The sequence below is a fragment of the Pseudofrankia saprophytica genome (genome assembly GCF_000235425.2).
Taxonomy (GTDB): domain Bacteria; phylum Actinomycetota; class Actinomycetes; order Frankiales; family Frankiaceae; genus Pseudofrankia; species Pseudofrankia saprophytica.
Genome location: NZ_KI912267.1, coordinates 1,437,745 through 1,450,659 on the forward strand (window position 1 = coordinate 1,437,745; position 12,915 = coordinate 1,450,659).

General features: G+C 71.0%; 11 protein-coding genes. 2 read left to right on the forward strand and 9 right to left on the reverse strand.

Annotated features, from left to right (window positions below; all coding sequences use genetic code 11):
* Nucleotides 1-164: 164 nt before the first annotated feature.
* From FRCN3DRAFT_RS0240505 to FRCN3DRAFT_RS0240515, 3 genes are all read right to left on the reverse strand, one after another.
* The gene (locus FRCN3DRAFT_RS0240505) at nucleotides 165-1,127 is read right to left on the reverse strand and encodes a hypothetical protein (RefSeq protein WP_007506878.1); all 963 of its coding nucleotides are present in this window, start codon (nucleotides 1,125-1,127) and stop codon (nucleotides 165-167) included.
* A gap of 13 nt (nucleotides 1,128-1,140) precedes the next feature.
* The gene (locus FRCN3DRAFT_RS0240510) at nucleotides 1,141-1,794 is read right to left on the reverse strand and encodes a SigE family RNA polymerase sigma factor (RefSeq protein ID WP_007506879.1); all 654 of its coding nucleotides are present in this window, start codon (nucleotides 1,792-1,794) and stop codon (nucleotides 1,141-1,143) included.
* A 129-nt stretch (nucleotides 1,795-1,923) separates the two neighbouring features.
* Nucleotides 1,924-2,991, reverse strand: coding sequence for an NAD(P)H-dependent amine dehydrogenase family protein (locus FRCN3DRAFT_RS0240515; protein WP_007506880.1), 1,068 nt, complete (start codon nucleotides 2,989-2,991; stop codon nucleotides 1,924-1,926).
* A gap of 270 nt (nucleotides 2,992-3,261) precedes the next feature.
* Here FRCN3DRAFT_RS0240515 and FRCN3DRAFT_RS0240520 point away from each other — a divergent pair, with 270 nt between their 5' ends.
* Nucleotides 3,262-4,224, forward strand: coding sequence for a hypothetical protein (locus FRCN3DRAFT_RS0240520; RefSeq protein WP_007506881.1), 963 nt, complete (start codon nucleotides 3,262-3,264; stop codon nucleotides 4,222-4,224).
* 221 nt (nucleotides 4,225-4,445) lie between these two features.
* Here FRCN3DRAFT_RS0240520 and FRCN3DRAFT_RS48740 read toward each other — a convergent pair whose 3' ends face one another.
* From FRCN3DRAFT_RS48740 to FRCN3DRAFT_RS0240550, 6 genes are all read right to left on the reverse strand, one after another.
* A complete protein-coding gene (locus FRCN3DRAFT_RS48740) occupies nucleotides 4,446-5,093 on the reverse strand; it encodes a TetR family transcriptional regulator (protein WP_007506882.1) in 648 nt (215 codons plus the stop codon).
* A gap of 75 nt (nucleotides 5,094-5,168) precedes the next feature.
* Nucleotides 5,169-6,632, reverse strand: coding sequence for an alpha/beta hydrolase domain-containing protein (locus FRCN3DRAFT_RS0240530; protein ID WP_232794410.1), 1,464 nt, complete (start codon nucleotides 6,630-6,632; stop codon nucleotides 5,169-5,171).
* A gap of 376 nt (nucleotides 6,633-7,008) precedes the next feature.
* Complete coding sequence (locus tag FRCN3DRAFT_RS48745; protein ID WP_007506884.1) at nucleotides 7,009-8,952, reverse strand: choline/carnitine O-acyltransferase; 1,944 nt, start codon at nucleotides 8,950-8,952, stop codon at nucleotides 7,009-7,011.
* 96 nt (nucleotides 8,953-9,048) lie between these two features.
* A complete protein-coding gene (locus FRCN3DRAFT_RS0240540) occupies nucleotides 9,049-9,918 on the reverse strand; it encodes a class I SAM-dependent methyltransferase (RefSeq protein ID WP_007506885.1) in 870 nt (289 codons plus the stop codon).
* Between the two features lie 219 nt (nucleotides 9,919-10,137).
* Nucleotides 10,138-11,031 carry a HalD/BesD family halogenase gene (locus tag FRCN3DRAFT_RS0240545; RefSeq protein ID WP_007506886.1) on the reverse strand — a complete coding sequence of 298 codons (894 nt, stop codon included), beginning with the start codon at nucleotides 11,029-11,031 and terminating at the stop codon, nucleotides 10,138-10,140.
* Between the two features lie 126 nt (nucleotides 11,032-11,157).
* On the reverse strand, nucleotides 11,158-11,364 hold the full coding sequence (locus FRCN3DRAFT_RS0240550) for a hypothetical protein (protein WP_027141378.1): 207 nt from the start codon (nucleotides 11,362-11,364) through the stop codon (nucleotides 11,158-11,160).
* Between the two features lie 209 nt (nucleotides 11,365-11,573).
* Between FRCN3DRAFT_RS0240550 and FRCN3DRAFT_RS0240555 the strand changes: the two genes are divergently transcribed.
* Nucleotides 11,574-12,815 carry an ATP-binding protein gene (locus FRCN3DRAFT_RS0240555; protein ID WP_007506887.1) on the forward strand — a complete coding sequence of 414 codons (1,242 nt, stop codon included), beginning with the start codon at nucleotides 11,574-11,576 and terminating at the stop codon, nucleotides 12,813-12,815.
* Nucleotides 12,816-12,915 lie beyond the last annotated feature (100 nt).

Here is a 12,915-nt window from a genome sequence, read left to right on the forward strand (position 1 = left end):
CGATTAGGGAGGACGACAGCAGGGCGGAAGGAACAATGGACTCGATTCAAATTTCGTATCGGGCGATCGAGATGCCGAGAAATCCCGCGGGCGGGCCGTGGGTGAGGACGTCGTGGATCGCGGCCCCCACCACCTCGGCATTCACCGCCTCGGCGATCGCCGCGTCACGCGGGCGGGGGCGTGCTCGGCGGCTGCTGGCCGAGGACCAGTCCGGCGCCGATCCGCCGCAGCACGGCGACGTTGACGGGGGTGAAACTGTGGGCCTCCACCGCGAGCAGGGCGCCGCTGGGCGTGAGCCAGGTGAGCAGACCGCCGTAGCGGTAGCTCGTGTCCCGGAGGTGAAGATTGGTCACGGCGCTGAGGTCGTTCTGGGCGAAGGCGGCGGGCTGGTCACCCACCGTCGTCTCCGACACCTCGGTGTCGCCCACGACCTCCGGCAGCTGTTTCAGTTGACTGCGCAGCTGTCGGGCCGTCGCGACCGACGGGTCCGACGGCTGCCAGATCACGGTCACCCAGACGGCGGACGGCTCGTCCGCCACGGGCGCGACCGCCGTGGACGGCGCGACGAACTCGCTGGTGAACGCGGCGATGTTCTGGTCGTAGGAATCTTGGCTGAAAAGGTGAGCGGCGATGCTGATGGGCGGGGCTCCCGGTAGCGCCCCCACGGCCCCGTGAAGAACCGACTGGGACTCTATGTCCAGCTGGTGAGCCATCGGGACGGGCAGCCAGGTGATGGTCATCCCGCCGTAGGTGTACGGGGCGGCCGGCGACGAGGCCGCGGGAGGCATGTGGTCGTTCCCACCACCGCGGTGGCTCACGGGGACGCCGATGCCCACCACGATCGCCAGGACGAGCGCGGCGACCCCGGCGACGCGAGCGCGTGACCGGCGACGGCGAGCCCGGGCGCGCACCAGGTCGAGGAAGACGCTGTCGACGCCCCGGCGGGGCATCTCGGCCCGCAGCGCGCGCAGCTGCGCCGCCAGGTCCTGGGTCGGGCCGTCCACGACGTCACCCTCCACGACGTACCGCGGCTGCCGCGTGCCGGCCGCGGCCTGGTCCCGCGGGGTGAAGTTGCCTCGGCGGCTCGCTCCGGGCGGGTCGGTACGCCCGTTTCCTGCTGTGCTCACAGCTTCTTCCCCCTCACCGGGTGGGTCGCGGCGGAGGCGAGGCGAACGCCCTCGATGACGACGGAGCGCGGCCCCCCTGCCCCATCTCGTTGGTCAGGATGTCGGGGTCTCCCGCGCCACGGCGGCGTGTCCTGGGGGCGCGGACGGCGCCGAGCGCGGCCAGGTGCTCGCTGCCGCGCAGCCGGGCGAGGCCCCGCGAGGCCTGGCTGCGCACGGAGCCGACGGAGCAGCCGAGTGCGGCGGCGACCTCGGATTCGGGCAGGTCGTCGAAGTAACGCAGGACCACCACGGCCCGCTGCCGGGGCGGAAGCGATCGCAGGGCACGGACCAGGCCCTCGCGCTGGGACAGCCGGTCGGCATGGTCGACGCCCACCTCGACGACGTCGACGGTCCACTCGCCGTCGACGATCAACGGCACCTCGGCGACCCGGGCCCGCAGCCGCCGCCACCGGCTCGTCGCGCCGTTGACCAGCGCCCGGCGGACGTACGCCTCCGGCTGGCCGTCCGCGATCCGCGACCAGTGCCGGTAGGTGCGTTCGAACGCTCCCTGGAGCAGGTCCTCGCCGGCCGCCCAGTCCCCGCCGACGAGCAGGACCGCGCTCAGCAGCAGCCGGTCGGCGGCCCCGGCCACGAATCCTTCAAAGGCCAGCTCCTCATCGGCACGCACCCTCGCCTCCTCCGTGTCGGGCTCGTCCAAGTCGAAACGCGCCCGACCCGGACCACGATGAGTGCCCGGCCGCGGCCGGCGGCGGAGAGGCGGCCGCGGAGCCGTCGAGGTCTGGGTTCAGCTGGGCGGTCAGGCCCCGTTGACGGTGAAGAAGGGCAGGTCGAGCGGGGTGACGAGGCCGGGTGGAGCGGCGCAGACGGTGGGGATGGCGTTGAGGATGCGCATCGCGGAGCCGATGAGGCCAGCCTCGGCGTGGTCGCCGCCGCCGTCGAGGCGGGGCTCGAGCTCGAGCGTGAACGACGGGTGGCCGGTGACCTCGACGCGGTAGCCGGAGCGGCCGCCGGCCAGGATCGGCCAGTCCGGGCCGATGTCGTCGCGCAGCCGGTTGACGTGGGCGGCGACGATCGCGGGCCGGCCGCCGACGACGCCCGTCACGTCGAAGCGGACGGCCGCGGTGCTGCCCTGCTCGATGCGGCCCATCGCCGTATGGAACGTCTCCGGGGCGGGAAGCCGCTCGTGCTCCTCGCGGATCTCGTCGAGCGTCCAGCCCAGCGCGTCGGCCAGGAGCCGGACGATACCGCCCCAGCCGAAGGTCACCGCTCCGGGCTCGAACAGCGCGGCCGGGTGGTCGAGCGGCAGGCCGAAACCGAAGACCTCGCCGGTGAAGGCCGGGTCGGCGTACTCGCCGTAGTTCATCAGCTCACTGACCCGTATCGAGTCGACGCGTTCGCACATCTGTGCCACCAGCAGCGGGACCACGTCTCCGGACCAGCCCGGGTCGATGCCGGAGGTGAGCAGCGTGGTCCCGCCCTTCTCACACGCTTCCGTGAGCCGTCCGCGGGTCGCGTCGTCGAGGAACGCCGGATTGACCAGGAAGACGAGCGCGGTGTTCACGACGTTCTTGCCGGCGGCGAGGATCATGCACAGTTCGTCGAGGGTGTCGTCGATCCGGGACTCGCCCTGGACCGTGTAGGACACGCAGTCGGCATCGAGGGCCAGCAGCGCGTCGATGTCGTCGGTGGCGACCACGCCGGTGGGCTCGCTCAACCCGCACAGTTCGGCCGCGTCCCGTCCGATCTTGGCCGGCGAGTGGGCGTGCACGCCGACCAGCTCGAGATCCGGCCGCCGGATGATCCCCCGTAAGGCGTGCCGGCCAACGTTCCCGGTCCCCCACTGGATCACGCGTAGCGAGCTCATCAACTACCTCCGGTCACGACCTCAGCCACCGAAACGTCGGCGAACGGTAGCCATGATCGGTGCTGCGCGGGATACCCGCCAAGGGTCTCTCTCACCCGAGCCGAGCGGCGCGGCACGAGAGTGAGCGGATAACCACGGAGGGTGGGAATGTTGGTTGGCCGCCACGGAGGGTAGGGCAAGGTCGTCAGATCTTGAAGGGCCAGCGGCGGGGTCACCCGCCTCAACCCCGCGCCGGCCCCACCGCTGGGGGCACGCCAGGAAGGGAGACCGATGAGTACCACGATCAAGGACCGGCTCGCGCACGTCACCGACGCCGTCCCGGTGAGCGCGATTCCCGACGCGGCCCGCTCCGCCGCCGACCACGTGGACCGGGCCGGGCACGCCGTCGCCGACGCCACCGTCAGGGCCAGCCACGGCGTCGCTGACGCGACGGTCAAGGCCAGCCACAGCGTCGCTGACGCCACGGTCAAGGCCGGTCAGGGGGCGGCCCGGGCGGGGCAGACCGCCGCGACCGCCACCCGGGACGCCGGCAGCGCGCTGGCCGGCAAGGTGGCGGACACGTCGAGCGCCGGCGCCGACGCGGTCAGCCGGAAGGCCGGCAAGGCGGCGAAGGTTCCGGCCCGGACGGCGGCCAAGGCGACGGCCGTCTCGGGTCGCGCCGGCCGGCGGCTCGAGAAGGCGCGCGGCGCGGCGGAGCTCTCGGCCGAGCACGCCCGCGCGGCCACCGAGCTGCGGATCGAGAAGGCCCGGTCCGGCCGGGCCATCCGGTCCGAGCGCAAGGCCAGGGTGCGGGCCGACAAGGCCCAGCTGGTGCTGGAGAACAAGCTCGCGAAGGCCGAGCGGAAGCTGAGCCGGGTGCACCGGCGACGCCGCCGCGGCCTGGGCATGATGCTGCTGGTGGGCGGCGGAGCGGCGGCCACCGTCGCGGCCCGCAGGTACCTTGCCGGCTCCGGCCAGCAGGACGAGCCGAGCGCGCCGGCGAGCACCGTTCACGACGAGAGCCTGACCTCCTCGACGCCGCCGGTGACCGCGAGCACCGGGACACCGGCCGGTGCCGAGACCGGGGCAGGGGCCGGGACGCCCGATCGTCTGTCGGCCACGCCGTCGACCTCGATTCCGTCCACGTTCGACCCCAGCTTCCCGGCGTCGATCAACGAGGAGATCGCCTCGGACGCCACCGCCGGCGGGCTGGAGGAAATGCCCGGCGTCGACTCCTCGCCGCGCCGCTTCTGACCAGGACGCGATGCCCCTGAAGAGGTGAGACCCGCCGCCCACGGCGGCTCCGCACGCCCGACCGGCCGGGTGCGTCCGCACCCGGCCGGTCGTCTCATGTCCGGTCCCGCGTCCGGTCCGCGTCCGGTTCCGCCCAGGTCGTCCGGGTTCGGCCTCCCCCGACGGTCTCGCCAGACCGCGCCGCGGTCTCGGCCAGACCCCGCCCCCGGCCGCCGCTCCGGTTACTCGGCATCCGGGGCGGTGGTCCCGCCCGTGCCTGCGGATCCGAGGATCGGATTGGTTTCCATACCGCTTTCAAGCACCCTGAGGCCTTCGGAGATCGCGCTCGCCAGATCGCCACCGTTGAGGAACCAGTTCGTCTGGGCCGCCTGGATGACTCCACCCACGGCCCCGGCGAGCATCGTGGGCAACAGGGCGTCGGCGGGCAATCCCAAGCGAGAACGGAGGAAGTCGGCGGTCACCCTGTGCGTGTTGAGCTGAATGCCGCCAAGCACGCCGCGCAGTAGCGTGGGAGTAACCGCGATGACCGCTATCCAACGCCGAAGCCGTTCCGCATCCTCCGCGGCGAACTCCTCCTTGAGCGCGAGACGCAGGGAACGCATCGGCGGTTCGGTGGTGGAACAGGCCGCGAGTCTTGCTCGGAGGGCTTTGCTCCGCCGCTCGATCCTCACCTGCAGGACGTCTTCCTTCGAGGGGAAGTAGCGGTAGAAGGTCCGGACGGAGATCTGCGCCTCCGCGGCGATCTCCTCGACCGTGGTCTCGATGAACCCACGCTGCTCGAAGAGCCTGAGCGCGACGCCCTCCAGCTCGGAGATCATCATCTCGGAGCGCTGCTCACTCAGTCGCAGCGCAAGCGATTTGGACGCCACCGCCGGCCTCCCGCCTGGTGCGAGGCGCTGAACCCGGACGCGCCGGGCGCGTCCGGGTTCAGCGCGTGAGAATTCCTACTTTCCGATCTGCGAGCGTATCGCGGCGTTCTCGAGCTCCGCCGCGTCAGCGGGGCGCAGGAAACCGTGGATGACGCCGTCCGCCACCGACCGGCTCCATTGCGCGACGAACTGGCCGTGGTTCTTGTAAAGACCGGCGAGTTTGTCCGCGCTGAACGGCACGGTGGTGCCGAAGAGGCCGCACAGGACGGGCGTGTTCCCCACGCCACCGAGGGCCGCGATGGGGGCGTCGACCTGGGGGGACCGCACGCCGCCGAGGGTGTTGCCGTTCGCGTCCTTGGCGAACACCACCGGTGACGCGCTTGTGGTCTGTAGCAGCTGCCCGCGAGGGGGGTTCACGCGGTTCACGACCCACTGGTTCAACCAGTACACCGCCGCGTCGAGCACCCAGTGCGCGCCACCGGTGTTGACCGGGAGCGTGCACGTGCCAGCCGAGGTGACGGTCGGCGGGTTCTGCATGGCGGCCAGGCTCGCGATCGCGCCCTGCCCGTCGCCGGTGTCCGTCGGCCCGATCTGCAACCCGTAGTCGTCGAAGTGGGCCGTCCCCGCCACCTCCCACGCGCGGAATCGTCCTGTGTCCGGCTGGCGGGCGGTGAGGTTGCTGAAGACGACGTCCGTCTCGGTCTGGAAGACGAAGACGGGGACGTTGAGATCGTCACGGATCAGGACCGGGGAGGGCGATGGCACGACGGGGGTCAGCGCGGGCGGTGCCACCTGCGAGAGGGCCGCGCCGCTGGCAGCGCGACTGTGTACGAGGAACCCGTCATAGACGCGCGCGAGCGGGTGTACCCCGTCGATGTACGTGACAAGGCGAGCCGCCGACTGCGACTCTCCGGCCGCGATCAGCTTGCGCGGCTTCAGGCCGCCCAGCAGCTGCGCGGAGTTGCCGCGCAGGGCCTGTCCGGCCTGCGAGTAGATGTCGTACGAGTAGCTGTCACCGGGGTGGGACAGCGGCGCGTACCGCACCGGGTTTCCCGGGAGCGTCCCCGGGTTGTTGCCCTTCGCCGTCTGGACGCCGGTCCACTGCGCCGAGACCCCGACCCAGGCAAAGCCTTCCCGTACGAGCTCGTTGTGGGTCAACGTCCAGTCCGGCCCGGCGTCGGCCCCGCCGCTCACGTTGAGCCATTCGACGATGACCGTTCCGTTGAACTTCTTCGGGTCGACGGGGCGCCGGACCACCGCACGGGTCGTGTAGGGCGCGGTTCCGTTCGGTGTCACGGCCCACTTGCCGTCACTCGTCAACGGGGTGGCGGAGGTGTAGCCGCTCGCGGTGCCCGACAGGAAGAACTCCGACTCCCGGTAGCCGACCTGGGCCAGGTCGAAGCTGGTGGAGAACATGAACTCCGCCGGAGTGCCCCCCGCCACCGGCCCGGTCACGGTCGGGGCCGGGGTCGGGGCTGGCTCGGCGGCCGCCGCCGTTCCCGCGCCCAGGAGCACGGCCGGTAACGCGGCGAGCGTCACCGCTAACGACGTTAATAACCCAGAAAAGACGGCATGGCGACGTTTCCTCATCCGATTTCTCCCACCAGTCATCGCCCATCACTGCATTTCCGAGAGAAGCGACGACCAGTGCGGAATGGCCAGCGCTGCCGTTGCCACTCGCGGACGAAACGTGGATGAAACGGAACCGTAAGGTGTCGCCCATCCAATGTCAATGACTGACAGCGATGGCACATCGTGCCATGGCCGGCAGGACACGCCCTCGACGCGTCCTGGACGCGCCTGGGACCCACCCAGGACACGGAACGCGATCAAACGCGATCAGAGGAGTCCGACCCACGGCGCCACCGGGTAGGCCGATCCGGCTTTCGCCGGATCGGCCCGCCGTTGTGCCTGCTCAGGAGTGGTCGGCGGCAGGGGCCGGAGTAAGCAGCTCGTCGAGCTCGGCGAGGGCTTCGCGCAGTCGGTCGGCGAAGGCGTGCATTCCGGCGGCCACCGGGCGGGGGGTGCTCAGGTAGATGTTCAGCCGGTCCGGCAGCAGCACGTAGGCGATGCCGATGCACTTCCCGCTGGTCGACCCGAAGCCGAAGTACTCGATGTTCACCGACGGGGCGGAGCTGGTGCTCAGGTAGTCGTCCCGCATCACCAGCCAGCCCGGCGACTCGTAGAGCGGCGGCGCCGTGGGCGCACCGAGCTCGGCGCCGCGGCGACGCTGGATGAAGGCCAGCTCCCAGAGGTGCTGTTCGGGAGCGTCGCCGCGCTGGCACTCGCCGGCCCGGCGCACATGGGCGTCGGCCGCCGCGCGCAGCGCCGCCCGGCGAGTGGCCGGATCCGCCGCCGGATCGTTCATCGTCGCGACGAAGGTCAACACCTCCGGCGTGACGACTCGCATCGCCTCGGTGCGTCCGTACCGCCACTGCCGGGTGGCGATCGACTCGTACGTCGCGCCGATCTGGCCCTTCGCCCGGTGGTGCGCGAGCTGGTAGGCCAGCTGCACCAGCGCGTCCGGCGAGATCCGCAGCGCCTTGGACCGGTCGGCGCCGTGCTCCGGGAACGACAGCGCCAGCGCCACGGTGTCCGCACCGAACTGGGCGAACGACTCCGACGCCGCCTGGATGTCCGCCCGCAGCGCCGCGTCGAGGACGAAGGAGACGGGCCGGACCGACGGGTGGCCGTGTTCCCGCGCACCCGAGCGGGCCGAGAGCTCGGCGGGCGGCGCCGAGAGCAGCGCGTCGACGAAGCTCAGGATGGTGGTGCCGTCCAGCCCGCAGTGCTCGACGTTGATCCCGGCACGCCCGTTCGGGAAGACGACGAACGAGACCGCCTTGTCGTACCACCGGTTCGCGGCGCTGCCGTGCAGCAGCTGGTCACAGGTGGCCAGGGTGTCCGGCGGGACGACGTGATCCAGGCAGACGCAGAACAGCGCCCGCTCGACCTCCTCCAGGGCGGCCACGTTCGCCGGATCGTGGGCGAGCAGTGCCGCCCGGCTCTGCGCCCACGCCGCGCGGGCCTTGGTGGTGAGGTGCCCGACCGCGGTGTCGTCCGGCGCCGGCGCGGGACCCGCGGCGGCCACCACGGCCGTGAGCCCGGCGGCGAGCTCCGGGAGGGTGTGCGGGGTGCCGTCCGGGCCGAGCACGTCCAGCCGGAACAGCTGGCCGTGCCGGAACACCACGACGTGGCGGGCGTCCGACGGACCCGGCCACGCGGCGCTGTAGGGCACCCGGACGGTGTCCTGGTCGCGGCCGGGGATGCGGGTGGTGGAGAACAGGAACCGGTTCTGCACCATCGACTGCGGCTGGCCCCGCCGCAGCAGCGGTGGGATGCGCTCCGCGTCCAGCCGGATCTTGTAGTCGAGCGCGGCGGCGATCAGGCCCGCGGCCCGCTCGACCTGCGGGTCGCCGGCCGGGAGGTCGCCGACTGGAGAGTCGCCGGCCGGCGTCGCGGCGTCCCGGAACAGGAAGAAGAAGTTGGCGTTCAGCGCGATCCGGTCCCGCCGGCCCAGATAGCGGGCGGGCCAGAACTCGTCGAGCCAGCTGTGCACGCCGTCGCTCGCGTCGAACCGGGCGAGCTCGGCGTGCAGCGGCCGCCCCGGTCCGTCCGGCGCGAGGAAGTCGCCCACGGCCGCCTCGGTCGCGGCCAGCTGCTCCGCGGTGAGCAGCGGGGCACACCATTCCAGGAACCGTGCGCAGCTGTCCGCCAGGTCCGGTAGCGGGACTCGAGGCAGGCTGTCCTCGCTGTCGAAGGTGCCCACGGCGGGCTCCGTGCCCGCCCCGGGCCCCGTCTCGGCCGTGGGTGTGGCGGCGGTCGTGGCGGCGGTCTCGCGGCCGGTCTGGACGGTCATCCTGGTCGTCTTCCTCGTCGTGGTCGTGGATGGTGAGCCGATCATGACGCCAGTCGCGTCATCCCGGCGGTTGCCAGGCCGCCGCCCGTTCCGTGCTCACCACGATCGGATACCCGGCGAGAACTCGGGCGGACGGGAGATGAACAGCTGGGCGTACAGCGATCCCTCGGCCTCCAGCCCGCGCGGATCCACCCCGACCCCGCCGAGCGTCGTCAGCACCTGGTCCCGTTCCTGTGGCGAGGCGAACCGGCGCTGTTCGAACAGCCGGTCCACCGCCTCCGTCCGGTATCCGAACCCGGCGAGGGTCTCGGCAATCGGGTCGAAGGGAAACATGCGCAGCGTGAAGTGCGCCATCCAGGGCAGAGCCGGCCCGCCGCGTCCCGCCGTCTCGTCGGGCCCGGGAGCCGGGTCCGGGCTGGCGGCCGCCGTCACGATCTGGGTGAGGGTCCGATCGGTGACGTAGCCGAGGCAGCCGGTGGAGATGACCAGATCCACCCCGGCGAGGCGGGCCCGTTCCGATTCCGTGAGTTCGCGGGACTCCAGGTCCGCGTGCAGCGCGTCATCGAGGAACCCGGCGTCGAGGGCGTAGGCCACCGCGGGACCGGAGACGTCGAGGCCAATCACCTCGATATCGGTGGCGCCCCCGCGGGCCGTTGCCAGCGCCCGGTCGCCGGCCACCAGCGCCGCCCGGCTTCGCGGGTGGGCGTAACGCTCGTACAGATCGTCCATCGCGACGTCGAGCTTCAGCAGCGCCGCGTTGATCCCGTAGGAGCATCCGACGTCAAGCACTCTCAGCCGCCGGTCCGGGCGGCTTTCCTGGCACTCGTCGATGACTTTGGCGAAGTACGGCTTGGCCAGCTGAGGTAACCGGTAGTCGAGTGCGCGCAGCGTGCGGAAGTAGGCACGCGGGTCGGGCTGGTTGTAGACGTGCTCGAGTGAAACCTTTCCGGTCGCGTCGAAGTCCATGGTCGGTGCTCCTCTCGATACGCCCAGCGGCTGGGCGATCAGGGCGGGCATCGGTCCGGAATGCTCGGTCAGGAATGGGTTGGCGGGAATGAGCGGGCCGGAACGGGCGGGCTGCAATGGGCGGTGGAGTGCCCGTCGAAGGACGGAGGGCGGCGAACGGCGGCATCGACGCGGGGGCGCCCGCGCCGGCGGACCCCGGTGGTGCGACGCGGGCGGCGGTCAGTCGAGCAGCGCGTCCACCCGGACGGGCCGGTCGGCCGCCTTCTGGTGTTCCGGCAGCACCCGGCCGAACAGCTGCCTGGTCCGGGACAGGCTGCCGACCACGCCCGGCCGCGCGCTGTAGGCGAAGATCGCGCTGTGCCGTTGGGCCAGGCCGGTCACCCGGCTCACCCGATGCAGCGAGTAGCGACCGAGGAAGAGCTGGAGATCTCCGGGCCGCAGGCGCAACCGCCGGATGAACCTGTCGCCTCGGCCGGCCAGCACGGCCGCCACGTCCTCGACGTTCTCCTCGGCCGCGGACCGGATCCCCGGGCAGTACTCGAACTCGCCACCCTCGGATTCCTGGGTCAGCAGACTCACCGCGAACTCGTTGGTGTCGAAATGCCAGGGATGCTCCCGCCCGGGAGCGACGATGTTGACGCACAGGCCCGCCAGCGGGTCCGCCAGTTCGTACACGGCGGGCAGCTCGAAACAGGCCGCGACGAATGCCTGGAAAGCGACGCTGGTGTAGAGCCGCTGGACGGCGTGGTCGGGTGGGATGCGGTCCCGGGCCACGAACGCGTTGCCCCGCGGCATGCTGACCCGCCCGGGATGGTCTGGCGGCAGCGGCGTCTCCGGCGCGATGTTGTACGCGTTCACCGTCTCGTCGCCGTAGTAGGCGAGCGGCGCCAGCGCCGCGCACTGGGTGCGCAGCCGTTCCAGCGCCTCCGGCCTGACGAATCCCGGAAGCACACAGCATCCGGACTCGGCCAGCTCCCGCCGGACACCCAGGACGAGCCCATTCCAGGCCGCGCTCCCCGGTGGCGCGAACAGCGGGTAGGACCCGGTGTTCACGACGGCCTCGACCGCCGTCGCCGTCGCGCGGTCGTCAATGACGGTCTCGGGCCGGGTCAAGGGAATCCCTCCATCTACCGTCCACACCACGCGCCGTCCGGGAAACCCGGCGCCTCGAAGGAACCCAGCACAGTTTTCCGGCCGGTATCCGCCGAACGTCCGGCAATGTGACAGGTAACACGACCGTCATCTCTCGGCCTCATGCCGGACCCGATCCCGCCCGCGGCGGCAAATGCGCAGGTAGAACGGGTCGCCAAGCGCGGATTCGTCGCGCGAGCGCGAGAGATGGTCCGCCCCAGCGGCCGAAGCATGATCGAAAGACGGCCCGGAGTCCTGGTCGGCGGCGATGACGAGCCGAACCCGGTCGCCGACCGTCCACGCGCCCACGACCATCCATGATCACCACAAGCGTATCGCCACGGTCGCGATGTGGCCGAATCCACGACCACGGCAACACGGAGGCAGCGATCTATCAGTCGCGCGCTTGCGGCAGGTTGGTACCAGCAGCTGCATGAAAATGGTAGCGATGACTGTGGCAGACTGGTACTCACACCCGTGTGGTGCCGGTAGCGTGGTCTCCGGCCGGTGGATCCGAGGTGGTTGTGGCCAGTTCATACCTCCCCCGGCTGGTGGACGCCCGGATCGGCGAGATGCTCTCGGAGCTGCCGGCGGTGCTGATCGTCGGGCCACGGGCGACAGGCAAGACCACCACGGCGGCACGGCATGCGCGGACCATGATCCGCCTGGACGAACCCGCCGAGGCGGTCGCCTTCCAGGCTGATCCCGACGCGGCGCTGCGCCAGTTTCCCGAACCTGTGCTGCTCGACGAGTGGCAGGCCGTTCCGGGTGTGCTGGGCGCAATCAAACGGACGGTGGATGTCAGCCCCAGGCCAGGACGATTCCTGGTCGCAGGTTCCGTGCGTGCCGACCTGCAGGCCGAGAACTGGCCCGGCACCGGCCGCCTAGTCCGGGTCGCGATGACCGGCCTGTCCATGCGCGAGATCGACGGACGGATCGACGGGCCCACATTCATCGACCGGATCGCCGACACCGGCCCGGACACGCTGCCCACCCCGGCCGACCCGCCCGACCTGCCCGGCTATCTCGAGCTGGCGCTGCGAAGCGGCTTCCCTGAACCCGCCCTGCGCCTCTCACCCGCCCGCCGCGAGGAATGGCTGGAAAGCTACCTCGACCAGCTCCTCACCCGTGACGTCGAACTCCTCGGTGAGTCCCGCGATCCTGACCGCCTACGCCGCTTCTTCGAGGTCCTGGCATTGAACTCCGCCGGCATCGTCGCCAGCAAGACCATGTTCGAAGCAGCCAGGATCAACTCCAAGACCGCCGATGCCTATGAAGGCCTGTTCAAGAACCTGCTCGTCGTCGACAGCCTGCCCTCCTGGTGGACCAACCGCCTCAAGCGACTGGTCCAGGTCCCCAAGCGTTATCTCACCGACCCCGGACTCATCGGCGCCGCGCTGCGCGTCGATGTCCGTGCCGTCCTGCGCGACGGCGACCTTCTCGGCCGCATCCTCGACACCTTCGTTGTTGCCCAGCTGCGCACCGAGATCCCGGTCAGCGCCAGTCGCCCCCGCCTCTACCACCTGCGCCAGGAAGGTGGCCGCCACGAGATCGACATCCTCATCGAGCTCGGTGGCGGACGCGTCATCGGCCTTGAAGTCAAAGCCGACGCCGCACCCAACCGCGACGCCGGCCGCCATCTTGCCTGGCTCCGTGACGAACTCGACGACCGCTTCGTCGCCGGCCTCGTCCTTCACACCGGCAAACGCACCTACCCGCTCGGCGCCAACATCACCGCCGCTCCCATCGCCACACTGTGGAGCTGACCTCGAGCCGGTTCAAGATCACAGAATCCACGCCGAAAACGGATGTGAGTTTCTTACCCGGGATCAGGCCGGTCCGGCTCCACGGGCCAAGCCAAGCCGA